This window comes from Pseudomonas sp. LTGT-11-2Z (assembly GCF_003691445.1).
In the GTDB taxonomy this organism is placed as follows: domain Bacteria; phylum Pseudomonadota; class Gammaproteobacteria; order Pseudomonadales; family Pseudomonadaceae; genus Aquipseudomonas; species Aquipseudomonas monteilii.
In genome coordinates, this window is the sequence record NZ_CP033104.1 from 3,626,498 (window position 1) to 3,641,297 (window position 14,800).

The 14,800-nt window shown below is 59.6% G+C and carries 16 protein-coding genes and 1 pseudogene; 11 read left to right on the forward strand and 6 right to left on the reverse strand.

Features of this window, described 5'->3' with window-relative positions; translation table 11 throughout:
* Window positions 1-110 precede the first annotated feature (110 nt).
* Together D8767_RS16900 and D8767_RS16905 are read left to right on the forward strand one after the other, a co-directional pair.
* Entirely contained in the window at window positions 111-872 is a 762-nt protein-coding gene (locus D8767_RS16900; protein ID WP_016714335.1) for an SDR family NAD(P)-dependent oxidoreductase, read from the forward strand.
* A 79-nt stretch (window positions 873-951) separates the two neighbouring features.
* The gene (locus D8767_RS16905) at window positions 952-1,509 is read left to right on the forward strand and encodes a flavin reductase family protein (protein WP_016714336.1); all 558 of its coding nucleotides are present in this window, start codon (window positions 952-954) and stop codon (window positions 1,507-1,509) included.
* Window positions 1,510-1,526: 17 nt separating this feature from the next.
* Here the strand turns inward: D8767_RS16905 and D8767_RS16910 are convergent, their stop codons facing one another.
* From D8767_RS16910 to D8767_RS16920, 3 genes are all read right to left on the reverse strand, one after another.
* Window positions 1,527-2,426: an AraC family transcriptional regulator gene (locus D8767_RS16910; RefSeq protein ID WP_016714337.1), complete on the reverse strand. Its 900-nt coding sequence runs from the start codon at window positions 2,424-2,426 to the stop codon at window positions 1,527-1,529.
* 208 nt (window positions 2,427-2,634) lie between these two features.
* Window positions 2,635-2,889 carry an Atu4866 domain-containing protein gene (locus tag D8767_RS16915; protein WP_016714338.1) on the reverse strand — a complete coding sequence of 85 codons (255 nt, stop codon included), beginning with the start codon at window positions 2,887-2,889 and terminating at the stop codon, window positions 2,635-2,637.
* Between the two features lie 27 nt (window positions 2,890-2,916).
* The gene (locus D8767_RS16920) at window positions 2,917-3,654 is read right to left on the reverse strand and encodes an SDR family oxidoreductase (RefSeq protein ID WP_016714339.1); all 738 of its coding nucleotides are present in this window, start codon (window positions 3,652-3,654) and stop codon (window positions 2,917-2,919) included.
* Between the two features lie 295 nt (window positions 3,655-3,949).
* On the opposite strand from D8767_RS16920, the gene D8767_RS16925 reads away from it, so the two are divergent.
* From D8767_RS16925 to D8767_RS16940, 4 genes are all read left to right on the forward strand, one after another.
* A complete protein-coding gene (locus D8767_RS16925) occupies window positions 3,950-4,381 on the forward strand; it encodes a DoxX family protein (RefSeq protein ID WP_016714340.1) in 432 nt (143 codons plus the stop codon).
* Between the two features lie 58 nt (window positions 4,382-4,439).
* Entirely contained in the window at window positions 4,440-5,363 is a 924-nt protein-coding gene (locus tag D8767_RS16930) for an NADP-dependent oxidoreductase (RefSeq protein ID WP_016714341.1), read from the forward strand.
* A 247-nt stretch (window positions 5,364-5,610) separates the two neighbouring features.
* Window positions 5,611-5,934 (forward strand): hypothetical protein, encoded by a 324-nt coding sequence (locus D8767_RS16935; RefSeq protein ID WP_028699996.1) that lies wholly within the window; start codon window positions 5,611-5,613, stop codon window positions 5,932-5,934.
* 129 nt (window positions 5,935-6,063) lie between these two features.
* Window positions 6,064-6,978 (forward strand): AraC family transcriptional regulator, encoded by a 915-nt coding sequence (locus tag D8767_RS16940; RefSeq protein WP_016714343.1) that lies wholly within the window; start codon window positions 6,064-6,066, stop codon window positions 6,976-6,978.
* A 35-nt stretch (window positions 6,979-7,013) separates the two neighbouring features.
* Here the strand turns inward: D8767_RS16940 and D8767_RS16945 are convergent.
* Both D8767_RS16945 and dapA read right to left on the reverse strand, forming a co-directional pair.
* A pseudogene (locus D8767_RS16945) lies at window positions 7,014-7,807 on the reverse strand (transporter substrate-binding protein); the annotation flags it as partial.
* Window positions 7,808-7,830: 23 nt separating this feature from the next.
* Entirely contained in the window at window positions 7,831-8,697 is an 867-nt protein-coding gene (gene dapA / locus D8767_RS16955) for a 4-hydroxy-tetrahydrodipicolinate synthase (protein ID WP_016714345.1), read from the reverse strand.
* Between dapA and D8767_RS28785 the strand changes: the two genes are divergently transcribed.
* Both D8767_RS28785 and D8767_RS16960 read left to right on the forward strand, forming a co-directional pair.
* Window positions 8,696-9,037 (forward strand): hypothetical protein, encoded by a 342-nt coding sequence (locus D8767_RS28785; RefSeq protein ID WP_016714346.1) that lies wholly within the window; start codon window positions 8,696-8,698, stop codon window positions 9,035-9,037. The two genes, dapA and D8767_RS28785, sit on opposite strands and share 2 nt — an antisense overlap.
* 130 nt (window positions 9,038-9,167) lie before the next feature.
* Window positions 9,168-11,021: an ABC transporter ATP-binding protein gene (locus tag D8767_RS16960; RefSeq protein WP_016714347.1), complete on the forward strand. Its 1,854-nt coding sequence runs from the start codon at window positions 9,168-9,170 to the stop codon at window positions 11,019-11,021.
* A gap of 3 nt (window positions 11,022-11,024) precedes the next feature.
* Here D8767_RS16960 and D8767_RS16965 read toward each other — a convergent pair whose 3' ends face one another.
* Window positions 11,025-11,852, reverse strand: a complete 828-nt coding sequence (locus tag D8767_RS16965) for an IclR family transcriptional regulator (protein ID WP_016714348.1) — start codon at window positions 11,850-11,852, stop codon at window positions 11,025-11,027.
* Window positions 11,853-12,101: 249 nt separating this feature from the next.
* On the opposite strand from D8767_RS16965, the gene D8767_RS16970 reads away from it, so the two are divergent.
* The 3 genes from D8767_RS16970 to D8767_RS16980 are packed head-to-tail and all read left to right on the forward strand — an operon-like array spanning window position 12,102 to window position 14,786.
* The gene (locus D8767_RS16970; protein WP_016714349.1) at window positions 12,102-13,121 is read left to right on the forward strand and encodes an ABC transporter ATP-binding protein; all 1,020 of its coding nucleotides are present in this window, start codon (window positions 12,102-12,104) and stop codon (window positions 13,119-13,121) included.
* The gene (locus tag D8767_RS16975; RefSeq protein ID WP_016714350.1) at window positions 13,118-13,987 is read left to right on the forward strand and encodes an ABC transporter permease; all 870 of its coding nucleotides are present in this window, start codon (window positions 13,118-13,120) and stop codon (window positions 13,985-13,987) included. Before D8767_RS16970 ends, D8767_RS16975 begins: the two co-directional genes overlap by 4 nt.
* Before the next feature lie 4 nt (window positions 13,988-13,991).
* Entirely contained in the window at window positions 13,992-14,786 is a 795-nt protein-coding gene (locus D8767_RS16980; RefSeq protein WP_016714351.1) for an ABC transporter permease, read from the forward strand.
* The last annotated feature ends 14 nt before the right edge of the window (window positions 14,787-14,800 follow it).

Consider the following 14,800-nt stretch of genomic DNA (forward strand, 5'->3'; position numbering starts at 1 on the left):
GAAGCAAAACTCCGACAGGCAAAGCAAGGTCGCCAAGGAGTCGAATGTCCAAAAGAGAGAAATTGGCACCGTCGAAAGTGACAACCAATTCCTGACTTGGAGACATCAAAATGACTGACTTCATCCCAACCCCAAACGAAGTGGCAGGCAAAGTGGTGCTGGTAACCGGCGCGGCCAGCGGCATCGGCAAGGCCATCGCCGAGCTCCTTCACAGCCGTGGAGCGAAAGTCATTGCCGAGGATATCGACCCGAAAGTCAACGCACTTGAGCGTCCCGGCCTGGTTCCTTTCGTCGCCGATATCACCGTTGACGGCTCTGCCGAGCAAGCGGTGGCGTTGGCGGTAGAGAAGTTTGGCCAGCTGGACGTCCTGGTCAATAACGCCGGTCGCATCTTGTACAAGCCCCTCGTCGAAATGACCCGCGAAGATTGGGAATGGCAGATGCAAACTAACGTGACAGGGGCGTTTCTCCACTCCCGAGAGGCGATGAAGGAGATGATGAAGAACAAGAGTGGCGCGATCGTGAACATCGCCTCGTACGCGTCCTACTTCGCATTTCCCGGTATCGCGGCCTATACCGCGTCCAAAGGCGCCTTAGCACAGTTGACGCGTACCCAGGCGCTGGAAGCGATTGAGCATGGCATTCGGGTCAATGCCATTGGCGTGGGAGATGTGGTTACCAACCTGTTGAACCACTTTATGGAAGACGGTCGTGGGTTCCTGCAAGAGCATGGCAAGTCCGCGCCGATCGGTCGAGCTGCAGCACCGGAAGAGATCGCCGAGATTGTCTCTTTCCTGGCTTCCGAGCGCGCCAGCTTCATTGTCGGTTCGGTGGTCATGGCCGATGGCGGCATGAGCGTCCCGGTAGGTTAATCCTTCGCCTTGTCCGCGTTGTGCTGCATTGGCAGCACAACGCGTTTTCTTGCTACCAGACCTATTCAACGGAGCCGTCATGACCGCACTTCGAAAATCCGACTTCCCCCTCATCAACGTTCGCCAGCATCTGGAAACCGGGCCCATAGTGCTCGTGACCTCAGCCTGGAACGGCGAAAGTAACATCATGACCATGGGCTGGCACATGATGATGCAATTCGATCCAGCCCTTTTGGGCTGCTACATCTGGTCGGGGAACCATAGCTACGAACTGATCCGCAACAGCCAGCAATGCGTGATCAACGTACCCACCCTAGAGCTGGCGGACCAAGTCGTCGCGGTGGGCAACAATACGGGCAGTGCTGTGGACAAGTTTGGCCAATTCGGTCTTACCCCGACAGCTGCGACGCAGGTTGAAGCGCCGCTGATAGCCGAGTGCTATGCCAGTTTCGAATGCCAGCTGTATGACTCGAAGCTGATCGACGAGTACGGTCTGTTCATCTGGCAAGTGGTCAAAGCGCATGTAGATCGCTCGGTGGAGCAGCCTAGAACGCTGCACTACAGGGGAGGCGGTCAATTCATGGTGGCGGGGGAAATCTTGGACTTTCGCCAGCAATTCCGTCCCCAGAACCTCTGACTGGCGTGGACTACTCACTATTTACGGTATTGAGTGGGCGTGACGCCAACCTCACGTTTGAACACCTGAGAAAAATGGCTTGGGCTGCTGTATCCGATCTCCAAGCCTATATCGATCACGCTCCGATCCGTTTCGATTAGGAGCTGCCGGGCTCTTGCCATCCTCAGTCTGATAAAGAACTGCGACGGGGAATAACCAGCGGCTTTTTTGAACATCCGGCTGAAATGGTACTCGCTCATCCCAGCTATTTCGGCCAAGTGCCCGAGATTGAATTCATCAGCCAGATTCGCCTCCATTGCCGACAGCACACGGCGCAGCTTGTAAGCAGGCAATGCATTGCGGCGCACGATATCGTCCGCTGAGCTGTCCAGGTAGCTGCGGGCAAGGTGAATGGCGATGCACTGGGCCAACCCCTGAAGATAAAGAGGGCTAGCCCTGTGCCCCGTCAGTTCCAGGCGAACTTGCTCCAGTAGAACGGACAACCCATCGTCACGCCCGCCCGAGACTTCACTTAGTCGAACCGCTTCCACAGACCCGCCCAAGACCTCATGGATGGCTTTTTCCAAAAGCGGGATGCCGAGGTAGATATGCATGACCTCAAATGGTTCTACACCATCTACGTTCCAGCGCATCTCGTAAGGTTGTGCCGAGGTAGTCAAGAAGAAATCACCTTTGGACACTTGGCTACATTGCCAGTCGCCGTCAAGCTCACGCTCCTGAACGGCAGCATTACCGGAGATGATCCACACGAGCAAGGGCTCAGCTACGGCGGGCACGATAAAGCTCTCTTCCTTACGCTCCCGGTTAAAGATCTGCACCAACATATCCCTATCGGCCAGAACGTCCGAGGCGGCAAGCCGCTCACCCCGAATGTAAGCCTCCAGGCCATGGGCTGAAGTCCGCTCTATGACATCCATGGGAATCGTCACCTCAGTTAGTACGCCGACACAAACGAGCCATCTCGGGCATTGGTCTCACAGGGTGGACTTGAAGTTCAAGCCTAGGCTTTCAACAGTCAAGGCCGTTCGCGGCCCCGTAGGGGATGTAAAGAATCCGCTCTGGATGCGTGTTCTGAAAGGTAAAAGTCGAAAAAAAAGCCGGAATGTCTCCATTCCGGCCGGCCCCTCAACGCTCGGGATAGAGAATCATCCCTGCGTGATACAGCACGTTGCTTCGAAACTCCCCGTCGGCAGTAAATCCGGTGTCATCCACATACTCGATGTGATCACCCTCTAGCCAGTATCGACCTTGGTACGCGCTTTGTTGCCCTCCGCGGGCTTCGTCATAGCGGCCGCCAGGCAGGAGCTCATGGCGAATGCGACCGTCAGCCGTCACCCACATGCCAACGTATTTATCCTGATCTCCAAGTGGTTCACCCATGGCATTTCCTCGCTGTCGACCGGACGTTCAGAATGGACTTGCGGTTGGACGCACGATCAGTTCGCTGACATCGACATCCGCAGGCTGTTCTACGGCGTAGGCGATCGCCCGGGCAATCGCCGAGGCTGGAATCGCGATCTTGCGGAACTCGCGCATCTCGGCACGCCCGCCCTCATCGGAAATGCTGTCGGCCAGTTCGGACTCGGTGACGCCTGGGGCAATGACGGTGACCCGGATGTTACCGCCCACCTCCTGGCGCAAGCCCTCGGAAATGGCTCGTACGGCATATTTGGTGGCGCAGTACACCGCAGCGGTCGGGCTTACCGCGTAGGCTCCAATCGAGGCAATATTGATGATCTGACCGGCGCGCTGTTCTTGCATGAGCGGCAGCGTTGCGGCAATGCCGTGCAGGACGCCGCGAATGTTCACATCGATCATCCGATTCCACTCATCTACCTTGAGCGCTTCGAGTTTCGAAAGCGGCATGACGCCGGCATTGTTGATCAGCACGTCGACGCGTCCGTGCAGTTCGACAGCGAAGTCGATAAAGGACTGCATGTCATCAAGGTTGGTGACATCCAGCGCCTGGACATCAGCGATACCGCCTGCTGAACGAATCTCCCTGGCCAGAGTTTCCAGGCGATCGGTGCGGCGGGCGCCCAGGACCACGCGAGCGCCTTTGCTGGCAAGCAGGCGGGCTGTTGCTTCGCCGATACCACTGCTGGCGCCGGTGATCACGATGACTTTTTGTTCGATGCCGTGCATTTTCGTACTCCTGTTTCTGGCTTGAGGGGCCACCGCCGACAGGCAGGTGGTGAAGCAAGAGTAAGAAGCCTTGGCTGGGCTGGGTTATCCGATTCCTGCGGTCAACATGCACGATCCTGCGCAAGTGGTCGGCGTTGGAGTTCATGCGATGCCAGCGGGCAAAAAGCAAACATGCTTATCTATCTCATCGAACGTAAACCACGAAATTAAGCGACTATTCAGCTATGTGAGGCTGTTCCAGACTTACTCATACCAGCGTTCCATTCCGGAATGCTTACACCAAGGAACGTATGCCATGCCTCACGCCATCACCATTTCAAGCTCAGCCTCTCATCCTTCGGCTGCAACAGCTGGTGCCGCCGCACTAGTAGGTCGCATTTTTCTGAGCGCGATCTTCATCCTCTCAGGCGTATCCAAGGTAGGCGCGCCGGCCATGATGATCGGCTACATCAGTTCAGTTGGTCTGCCGTTTCCTTCCTTAGCGCTGACGCTTGCCATTCTCGTGGAAATAGCCGGCGGTGTAGCTCTGATCGCCGGGTATAAAACCCGTGTTGTCGCAGCAGGGTTGGCGCTTTTCAGTGTCCTCACTGCGGTGATCTTCCACAGTGCTCTGGCCGATCAGAACCAATTCATTCACTTCTTCAAGAACATCGCGATGGCCGGCGGTTTGCTGCAGATCGTGGCCTACGGCGCAGGACGCTTCAGCTTGGACGCGCGTCGCCAGTAACTGACGCGCCCTGCCAAACATCGACTTGATAACCCATTACCTACAGACGGGGAAGTTCATGAAAGCTATCCAAGTGGCAGAGTACGGTCAGATTGAACGGCTTGAGCTGATAGAGCTTGAAGAGCTGGTGCCCAACGATGACCAGGTTCTCATTGACGTTGCCGGCAGCGGAATCAATCCGATTGACTGGAAGATTCTCTCGGGGGCCATGAAGGAGTTCATCCCAATGTCCTTCCCCTACACGCCGGGTGTAGAGGTTGCCGGCACCATTGCAGCAGTTGGAAAGAATATTCACGAATACGCCCTGGGTGATGAGGTGTTCGGATTCATTGGAATAGGCGGTGGTTACGCCACCCAGGCTCTTGCAACGCCCGACAGGCTTGCGCACAAACCCGATGGGTTGTCACTTCTTCACGCCGGTGGAATTCCTGCCGCAGCGCTTACTGCTTGGCAGGCGCTGCACGAACACGCCGAAATCAAGCCAGGCCAGACTGTTGTGATTCACGGTGCAGCAGGAGGGGTGGGTAGTTTCGCGGTCCAGTTAGCACGGCTGGCCGGCGCTCATGTAGTGGCAACAGGCTCGGCCAGAAACCGAGACTACCTCCGATCACTCGGCGCCCATCAGTTCATTGATTACACCGCACAACAGTTCGAGAACCTCGTCAGCAATGTCGATACCGTCATTGATCTGGTCGGCGGAGACACTCAGGATCGCTCCTGGACGGTGATCAAACGCGGTGGGGCGTTAGTCTCGCCTGTCAGCACACCCAACGCGCAGAAAGCACGTGAGTACGGCGTAGTCAGCAAAAATTTCGCAACCCGGTCGGACGGGCGCCAGTTAGCGGAGATAGCGAAATTGTTTGCTGAGAAGAAGCTACACGCCGAGGTTGAGGTCGTTCCGCTTTCCAGCGCGGCTGAGGCTTTGATGCTAAGCCGGGGAGGACATATTCGCGGCAAACTGGTGTTCGATGTGAATCGGTGATTAATCTCGAAGGCGCTGCGCTCGGGTGAATCTGCCGGAAGGCGGCCCGGCGCAGGAATATGCAAAAGCCTCGCAGGAACCAAATAACGGCCTGCTCACCGCCGCCGTAATCTGAGCCCAAGCAGAAAGCGAACCCGCTTCTGCCGCCGGCCATCAGAGCGACCGAGCCTGCAACAAACAGGAATCCACGTCACGCTTTGCACTGACAACCGGCAACGAATCCATCGCAAATTACGGAGTCGCTGTCATGAAAACTGTACATACCATGATGATTGGAATTGCCTTATCTGCTCTCAGTGCAAGTTCGATGGCACTGCCAGCCAAAGAGATTGGCAGTTGGACCCATCAGACCTGCAAAGAAGTGATGGCACCCCTTGTTGTCGAGGGGGGTGGAGATCGTCTCAATTACCGCCGCGTGGCCGAGGGCGGTGCCGATCGCCTGAATGACCGCCGTGTAGCTGAGGACGGTGCTGATCGCCTGAATGACCGCCGTGTGGCTGAAGATGGTGCGGAACGTCTTAATGCCCGTAGAGTGGCTAAAGTCGATGCGGATCGTGCCACCTATGCCTGACGCATATAGCCCATCCTACCGAGAGCCCGGCCCGCCGGGCTCTTGCATTTGAAGGGTGTCTATTAGCATCTACCCAAAAGGCTGCGGACCAATTTATTCTCTGCAATAGAACCAGTCTAATGGGAGGTAATGGCAGTGGATGATAGGGACGAAGAGCTGACGCGTCTGAGGGCCGAGCTAGCATCAACCATGCATCGTTATGCTCCCACCTATGGCGTGTTTCAGACGGGAATTGCTCCGCTGCATTTCATACGCAGTGATACTCCAACCGATGTGATCCATACTGTCCATAAACCGGGGCTATGCATCGTTGTGCAGGGCCGTAAACAGGTGCAGTTGTGGGAAGAAAGCTATGTCTACGACCCTTTGAACTATCTGGTCGTCTCGGTAACCCTACCTTTAGCGGGTCAAGTGACAGAGGCATCCTCAGAGAAGCCCTATTTCTGCATCCGCCTGGATATCGATCCGGCAGAAATCGCTCAGCTGATCGCAGACGTCAGTCCTATCGGCGTGCCGAGCCAACAGCCCCACCGAGGGCTATATCTGGATAAGATCGATAGCTCGTTGCTCGATGCAATGCTGCGATTGGTACGTCTATTGGATGTGCCATCGGATATCCCAGCGTTGGCGCCGCTAGCACTAAGAGAAATTTTCTACCGGCTGCTCAAAGGCCAGCAGGGTCAGCGTTTACATGAGATAGCCATAACCGATAGCCAGACCCATCGCGTTACTCGGGCCATTGAGTGGCTGAACAACAATTATGCACAACCATTGCATATTGATGAGCTAGCGAGCTATGCCAATTTGAGTAACTCGACGCTTCACCACCGATTCAAGGCTGTCACCGCAATGAGTCCTTTGCAGTATCAAAAACAACTTCGCCTGCAGCATGCACGCAGGTTGATGATCTCAGAGGGTCTGGATGTTTCTACAGCCGGATTCAAGGTGGGCTATGAAAGTCCGTCACAGTTCAGCCGTGAATACAGCCGGATGTTTGGGGCCCCACCGAGCCGAGATATCGCGAAGCTTCGGTCTCTCGGGTAAGGTGCTGCTGAAGGCTTGGCTAAAACAACCCTGATGGCGGCCGCCGAGCAGAAGGTGATGCGCACATCAGCCGGGAAAAACGCCCGACACGCGCTGAAGAACGCGTGGGTTTGTGACGAGTCGACGCTGGTGAAATACGGCGCCACGACGATGTTGCCACCTTGGCGCCCATCTCGGCGATTTCGGCCTCACTGGTAGTCAGGCTGGCAATGGGCGGCCGAGGACCATTACCGTAACGCTGCGCCAATGCCTGATAGAAACTTGCCGTACCCGTACCGACCACGGTCGAGAACACCACATCCGGAGCAGAGCGAACCACCCGCTCCACCACCTGGGCCAGGTCATCGGCCGAGGGGTACAGTGGCATGTAAGCCTCCTCCACCACTTCGCCGCCATGCTGCTTGTACAGATGGCGCATGACGTGGTTGCTTTCCCGGGGGTAGATGTAGTCCGAGCCGACGAAGGCGACCCTGGCACCATAATGACGGGTCAGGTAGGCCGCCAGCGGCGCGCTGTTCTGGTTAGGTGTCGGCCCGCCATAGACGATGTTGGGCGAGTACTCGAAACCCTCTTAAGGCGTGGGATAGAACAGCAAGCCATCAGCGCGCTCGACCACCGGCATCACGGCTTTACGGGTATGCGACATGTAGCAGCCGAGCATCAGGCGCACGCCGGTCAGCGAGAACACGCCCCAGACATTGGCCTTGCGGCAGGCCTGGGCGAACACTTCGGTTTCCACGCCGGGTACGGCCACGGCGGTTTCCATCATTTCTGCCGGGGCGTACATGATGCCCAGCAGGCTGTACTCCGGGAAAATCACCAGATCCATGCCCGGCAACAGCCGCTGCCTCTTTAGGCGCCGAGTGAGCCCAGCACGCGTTGCAGCCTGTCCCGGGTCGTATCCGTGCACGCTTGCATCGGTTCGCGCAGCTCGTCTGCCATCAGGTTTTGCAACTGCAACGCTGCCTTCACCACCGCCGGGTTGGGCTCGGTAAAAGCCAGCTTGATCCAGGGCAGCAACTGGTAGAACGTGCCGCGCGCAGCCACCCAGTCACCGCTGTCGACCTGCTGCAGCATGCGCACATACAGGTCGGCACGCACGTGCGCGGAGGCTGAAATAGCCCCAGCACCACCCAGGCACAGGTTGTTGAAGATCTGCAGGTCTTCACCCGCCAGCACCTGGGCATGGCCACCCTCGATCAGGGCCAGGGTGGTCTCGCTGTCGCCGCTACAATCCTTGACGGCTGCAATGCGCGGGTGACGCACGATTCGGCGCAGGGTTTCACGCTCGATGCGCACGCCCGTGCGATAGGGAATGTCGTACACGATCACTGGCACGCGGGCGGCATCGGCCACAGTGGCGAAGAAGGCTTCGAGACCGGCCTGCGAAGGGCGGATGTAGCACGGTGCAGGGACTAGCAACCCGCCAATGTCACGCTGCTGGACTTCAGCCTGAAACGCTAGCAGCTCACGCAGGTTGTAACCCGACAGGCCCATCACCACCCTGCCCGGCTCCACCCAGGCCAGCACCGCATCCAGCACTGCCAGTTGCTCGGCCTTGGACAGTGCCGCCGCCTCGCCCGTGGTACCGCACACCACAAAACCGGCCACGCCGTCCTCGAGCAGCTTCTTCACCAGTTTTTCCAAGGCGGCAAAGTCGATTTCATTGGCGCGCATTGGCGTGACGAGGGCGATCCAGATACCACGGAAATTCGACATGCAAAAACTCCTGATGTTGACCGAAAGTCAGCGTCAGAGGGTGAAGAGTCGAAGTGGTCTGGCAGGGATACCTAGCGCCTTCTGTCTCGTCAGCCCACCTGACGAGACAGCGCGCCTCGGTCAGATGAGCGGCTGTTTCTTGGATTTCTTGGCAACGGCAACGCATGCGCCTGCCTGGGCAATGAAGCCCGAAGCGAAGATGGCGTGGTTGGACATGGACATGGGGGAAAGCCCGCTGCGTGGATTAGGCTGGATAATGGTGGAGCGACACGCGAGGTGTCAACCCTCGACCTTGCTGCAGCGTCGCAAAGCTCGAAGCCGGCTCAGTGCAGAAGCCTGAACTTTCGTTCACCGTGCATACAGCGACATTTCGGGCGATGACTTGATGAGAAAAGGTTATGCCAGCAGGCGAATGCCTGGATGTGCGGTATGGTTACCCGGTAAGCAAAACCTGATTTGCGGAGACCCACATGTTTCGTGTTTTTGAACGCTGGCTCGACCCCTTCCCCCCTGACGAAGTGCCGCCACCCCCGGTGGGCCTGCTGCGCTTCATGTGGGCCTGCACCCGGGGCGCCCGCGGCTACATTCTTGCCCTGGCCCTGCTCAGTGCCGGGGTATCGGTTTACGAAGCCTGGCTGTTTGCCTTCCTCGGCCAAGTGGTCGACCTGCTCTCGAACTGGCAGGCCGGGGGTGCCGTAGGTGCTGAGGAAAGCCGTGTGTTGTGGGGCATCGGTATCGTCCTGGTGGCCAGCATCGGGCTGGTGGCAATGCGTACCATGGTTCAACACCAAGTGCTGGCGATCAACTTGCCGCTGCGGTTGCGCTGGGACTTTCACCGGCTGATGCTGCGCCAGAGCTTGTCGTTCTTCTCTGACGAGTTTTCGGGCCGGGTCACCACCAAGGTGATGCAGACAGCCTTGGCGGTACGCGAGGTGCTGTTCACCGTCATCGAAATACTGCCCGGTATCGGCGTGTACTTCATTGCAATCATTGCCCTGGCGGGTGGTTTTGCCCTGAAGCTGATGCTGCCGTTCATTGCCTGGCTGGCTCTGTTCGGGCTGGCGATGCTGTACTTCGTGCCGCGCCTGGGCAAGGTCGGGCAGGAACAGGCCAACGCGCGGTCGTCGATGACTGGGCGGGTTTCCGATGCCTACACCAACATCACGACGGTAAAGCTGTTCTCGCACTCCAGGCGCGAAGCGCACTTCGCCCGTGCGGCCATGGAGGACTTCAAGCAGACCGGCTTTCGCCAGATGCGCTTGGTCAGCCAGTTCGAAATCGTCAACCAGGCGCTGGTGGTGGGCTTGATCTTCGGCTCCGGCGGCTATGCGCTGTGGCTGTGGCACCAAGGCCAGGTCGGCACCGGTGCAGTCGCGGCAATCACCGCCATGGCCCTGCGTATCAACGGGATGTCGCACTGGATCATGTGGCAGATGACCTCGTTGTTCGAGAGCATCGGCACCGTGCAGGACGGCATGGCCACCCTCACCCACGGCCCCAAGGTGCAGGATGCAACCGATGCAGGCGAACTGGTGACTCAGGGCGGCGCAGTAACGTTCGACAAGGTCAGCTTCAACTACAACGGCGAGCGCCAGGTCCTGAACGACCTGAGCCTGCACATTCGCCCAGGCGAAAAGGTCGGGCTGGTCGGCCGCTCAGGCGCAGGCAAATCCACCTTGATCAACTTGCTGCTGCGCTTCTATGACGTGGACAGCGGTGTCATCCGCATTGATGGGCAGGACGTCGCCAAGGTCACCCAGGACAGCCTGCGCAGCGCCATCGGCATGGTCACTCAGGACACCTCGCTGCTACACCGCTCGATCCGCGACAACATCGCCTACGGCCGCCCGGATGCCACCGAAGCGCAGATCCGCGCTGCGGCGGCCAATGCCCAGGCCGATGGGTTCATCAGCCAGCTCAGTGACCGCCAAGGCCGCAGTGGCTACGACACCTTGGTGGGTGAACGCGGTATCAAGCTGTCCGGCGGCCAGCGCCAGCGCATTGCCATTGCCCGGGTGATGCTGAAGAACGCGCCGATCCTGCTGCTGGACGAAGCCACCAGCGCTCTGGACTCGGAGGTGGAAGTGGCCATTCAGGAAAGCCTGGATGAAATGATGCAAGGCAAGACCGTCATCGCCATCGCCCACCGGCTGTCGACGATTGCGGCCATGGACCGGCTGATCGTGATGGATGAAGGCCGCATCATTGAGCAAGGTACCCACGCTGAGTTGCTGGCGAAAAAGGGCACCTATGCCCGGCTGTGGCAACACCAGAGCGGCGGGTTCCTGGGTGAGGACCAAGGTGTGGCCGAGGCGGTGGAATAGGCCTTAGCCAAACACATGCGAGGGGCGGCGCAGCACCGGGTCGAACGGGTTGACCCGTTCGCCAATCGCCGCCGCCTCCCGCTTGAGCAAGGCCACCACAGTCGGCATGCGGTTAGGCCCAAGGCGGTCGCTGATGGTCGCCACGCTCAAGGCCGCCACCGCATGACCATTACGGTCCAGAATTGGCACTGCCAGGCCGGCCATGCCGTCGAGTACCCCGGTGTTGCGCCCGGCATACCCCAGGCTGCGCACATTGTCGATTTCGGCACGCAGCAGCACTTCGTCGTAATGGTGAAAATCCTTGAGCCGCGGCAGGTTATAACGGATCACCTCGTCACGCTCCTCCTCAGGCAGGAAAGCCAGAATGGCCAGGCTGCCCTGCCCCACGCCCAAGGCCACACGGCCGCCGATGTCGCCGGTAAAGGTGCGGATCGGGTAAGGCCCTTCGCTGCGGTCCAGGCACACCGCGTCAAACCCCGAACGCGCCAGCAGAAACAGCGAATCCCCCAGCGAAGCAGAAAGCCGCAGCAGGCTGGGGCGCACCACATCGCGCAAATTGCCGGCCTGCCCGGCCTTGGCCGCCAGGGCAAAGAAATCCAGGCTCAGGCGGTAGCGCTTGCTGGTCGCACACTGGTCGACCATGCCCTCTTCGATCAGGCTGCGCAGTAACCGGTGTGTGGTGGGCTGTGCCAGGCCAACCCGCTGGGCCAGCTGGCTGACCTTCTCGCCCTCGCCACCGCAATCACCCAGCGCACGCAACACGGCGAACAAACGCGACACGGCACTGACACCCACTTCCCTGGCTTGACCATTTCGTTCATCGGAATCCATTTTTCGCTAAACCCTATCAAATTTCATTGAGTGGAATAATTTCAAAATAGCTATCACTCAGTGAAATTACCCTTTGTCGCCATCCTAATCATTGCCCTACTCTCCGGTCCATAGGGCGATATCACAACATCGGCCGCCGCCACAGAAGCGAGCGCCAACGTCCGTAAAAGCATTGCTTTTCGCCGCTGGCGCTCTGCCCACCCTGAAACTGCCGGTTTATCCCGGTTCCGTTTGCGATGGAGCACAGCCATGACCTTTCTGTTGATCGACAAACTCTGCAAGCGCTATGGCGCCACGGAGGCCGTGGCCAGTTCGTCACTGGCCATCGAAAAAGGCGAGTTTGTCTCCCTGCTCGGCCCTTCCGGCTGCGGCAAGACCACCACCCTGCAGATGATTGCCGGCTTCGTCGAGGTCACCAGTGGCCGCATCGTGCTCGATGGCCGCGACATCACCCACGCCAAACCAGCCAGCCGCGGCCTGGGCGTGGTGTTCCAGAGCTACGCGCTGTTCCCGCACATGACCGTGCGCGACAACGTTGCCTTTGGCCTGCGCATGCGCAAGGTAGGCAATGCCGACATCGCCCGCCGCGTGGACCAGGCGCTGGCGCTGGTGCGCCTGGACAAGCATGCCGACCGCTACCCACGGGAATTGTCCGGCGGCCAGCGCCAGCGTGTAGCACTGGCACGCGCGCTGGTGATCGAACCGCCCGTGCTGCTGCTGGACGAGCCGCTGTCCAACCTGGACGCACACCTGCGTGAAGAAATGCAGTTCGAGATCTGCCGTATCCAGAATGAAGTCGGCATTACCACGTTGATGGTCACCCACGACCAGGCCGAAGCCTTGTCGATCAGCGACCGGGTGGTGGTGATGGAAGCCGGGCGCATCACCCAGGTCGATGACCCTTACCGCCTCTACGAACACCCGGGCACGCCGTTCATTTCCGACTTTGTCGGCAAGGCCAACCGCCTGCGTGGCGTCACCGGCTCTGGCGGCCAACCGCAGGCAGCGCCCCAGGGGCCGCTGACCCTCAGCCTGCGCCCGGAAAAGATCAGCCTCGGCCCGGCGGGCAGCGGCAAACTGTCAGGGCGCATCAGCTGCCGCTACTTCCTCGGCAGCCAGTGGCTATACCGCGTTGATACTGCCCTGGGCAACCTGGCCGTGGTCCGCGCCAACGATGGCAGCGCGCCGCTGGACGAAGGTGCGCCGGTTGGCCTGGACTGGAACGATGCCCTGCTGCGGGTGCTGAACGCGGCCGAGGTGGCGGCATGAGTACGGCAAAACTGCGCAACAACGCCTGGGGCTACGGCCTGAGCAGCCCGGCCCTGCTGTTGTTCCTGGCCTTGCTGGTAATGCCGCTGGGGTTGACCGTGCTGCTGTCGTTCAACGCGTTCGACTACAGCAGCGGCATCCAGGCCGGCCAATACACCCTCAGCCATTACCTGAGCCTGGTGACCGACACCTATTACTACGAGATTTTCTTTCGCACCTTCTGGATCAGCGCCCTGGTCACCTTGCTGTGCGTGCTGATCGGCATCCCCGAGGCCATGGTGCTTAGCCGCATGGGCGCGCCGTGGCGCTCGATCTTTCTGATCCTGGTGCTGACCCCGCTGCTGATTTCGGTGGTGGTGCGCGCCTTCGGCTGGAGCCTGCTGCTGGGCTCTGACGGCCTGATCAACCAAGGCATCAGCGCCCTCGGTGGGCAGCCGATAAAGCTGTTGTACACCCCGTTCGCGGTGATCATCGGCCTGGTCCACGTGATGCTGCCGTTCATGATCATCCCGGTCTGGACCTCGTTGCAGAAGCTCGACCCGGCCGCCGAACAGGCTGCACTGTCGCTGGGCGCCAGCCAGTGGACGGTGTTCCGCCGCATCGTGCTGCCACAGATCATGCCGGGCGTGCTGTCGGGCACCCTGATCGTGTTCGGCCTGGCGGCCAGCTCGTTCGCCATCCCCGGGCTGCTGGGCGGGCGCCGACTGAAGATGGTCGCCACCATGATTTACGACCAGTACCTGGCCGAACTGAACTGGCCGATGGGCGCCACCATCGCGGTCGCCCTGCTGCTGATCAACCTGCTGGTGATGCTCAGCTGGAACCGGCTGGTGGAACGCCGCTACAAACGCGCACTTGGAGTTTGAACCCATGACCCGTAACGGCCCGCTGGCCCTGTCTTTTCACGCCCTGGTGATGCTGTTCATGCTCGCCCCGCTGGTGGTGGTGTGCCTGGTGGCATTCACCCCGGAAAACACCCTGAGCCTGCCCACCGCCGGCTTCTCGCTGCGCTGGTTCAGCGCCGTGTTCGAGCGCGCCGACTTCCTTGACGCGTTCTACAACAGCCTGAAACTCGCCGCCCTGGCGGCCTCGCTGGCCACCCTGATCGCCGTACCCGCTGGCCTGGCGCTGACCCGCTACAGCTTCCCGGGCCAGGGCTTTGTCAACGGGCTGCTGCTGTCACCCATCATCATCCCGCACCTGGTGCTGGGTGTAGCCCTGCTGCGGCTGTTCGCCTTGCTTGGGGTCAATGGCAGCTTCGCCTGGCTGGTGTTCGCCCATGTGGTGGTCATTACACCCTACGTGCTGCGCCTGGTGCTGGCTGCCGCCATTGGCATCGACCGCAGCGCCGAGCAGGCCGCACAGAGCCTGGGCGCAGGCCGCGTCACGCTGTTCTGCAAAGTGACCCTGCCGATGATCTTGCCGGGGGTGGCCGGTGGCTGGCTGCTGGCGTTCATCAACAGCTTCGACGAAGTCACGCTGTCGATCTTCGTCACCTCACCCGCCACGCAGACTCTGCCCGTGCGCATGTACGTGTACGCCACCGAATCGATCGACCCGATGATGGCCGCCGTTTCGGCACTGGTGATCGCCGTCACCGCCCTGACCATGGTCGCCCTGGACCGGGTTTACGGCCTGGACCGCGTACTGGTGGGCAAGCAATGACAAGGAATGCCCCT

Coding starts and splice junctions, on each gene's coding strand:
- D8767_RS16935 (WP_028699996.1), top strand. CDS start 5,611: ATGAAAACTGTACATACCATGATGATTGGAATTGCCTTATCTGCTCTC.
- D8767_RS28785 (WP_016714346.1), top strand. CDS start 8,696: ATGCAAAAACTCCTGATGTTGACCGAAAGTCAGCGTCAGAGGGTGAAG.
- D8767_RS16960 (WP_016714347.1), top strand. CDS start 9,168: ATGTTTCGTGTTTTTGAACGCTGGCTCGACCCCTTCCCCCCTGACGAA.
- D8767_RS16915 (WP_016714338.1), bottom strand. CDS start 2,889: ATGGGTGAACCACTTGGAGATCAGGATAAATACGTTGGCATGTGGGTG.
- D8767_RS16905 (WP_016714336.1), top strand. CDS start 952: ATGACCGCACTTCGAAAATCCGACTTCCCCCTCATCAACGTTCGCCAG.
- D8767_RS16965 (WP_016714348.1), bottom strand. CDS start 11,852: ATGGATTCCGATGAACGAAATGGTCAAGCCAGGGAAGTGGGTGTCAGT.
- dapA (WP_016714345.1), bottom strand. CDS start 8,697: ATGTCGAATTTCCGTGGTATCTGGATCGCCCTCGTCACGCCAATGCGC.
- D8767_RS16940 (WP_016714343.1), top strand. CDS start 6,064: ATGGCAGTGGATGATAGGGACGAAGAGCTGACGCGTCTGAGGGCCGAG.
- D8767_RS16980 (WP_016714351.1), top strand. CDS start 13,992: ATGACCCGTAACGGCCCGCTGGCCCTGTCTTTTCACGCCCTGGTGATG.
- D8767_RS16925 (WP_016714340.1), top strand. CDS start 3,950: ATGCCTCACGCCATCACCATTTCAAGCTCAGCCTCTCATCCTTCGGCT.
- D8767_RS16900 (WP_016714335.1), top strand. CDS start 111: ATGACTGACTTCATCCCAACCCCAAACGAAGTGGCAGGCAAAGTGGTG.
- D8767_RS16910 (WP_016714337.1), bottom strand. CDS start 2,426: ATGGATGTCATAGAGCGGACTTCAGCCCATGGCCTGGAGGCTTACATT.
- D8767_RS16920 (WP_016714339.1), bottom strand. CDS start 3,654: ATGCACGGCATCGAACAAAAAGTCATCGTGATCACCGGCGCCAGCAGT.
- D8767_RS16975 (WP_016714350.1), top strand. CDS start 13,118: ATGAGTACGGCAAAACTGCGCAACAACGCCTGGGGCTACGGCCTGAGC.
- D8767_RS16930 (WP_016714341.1), top strand. CDS start 4,440: ATGAAAGCTATCCAAGTGGCAGAGTACGGTCAGATTGAACGGCTTGAG.
- D8767_RS16970 (WP_016714349.1), top strand. CDS start 12,102: ATGACCTTTCTGTTGATCGACAAACTCTGCAAGCGCTATGGCGCCACG.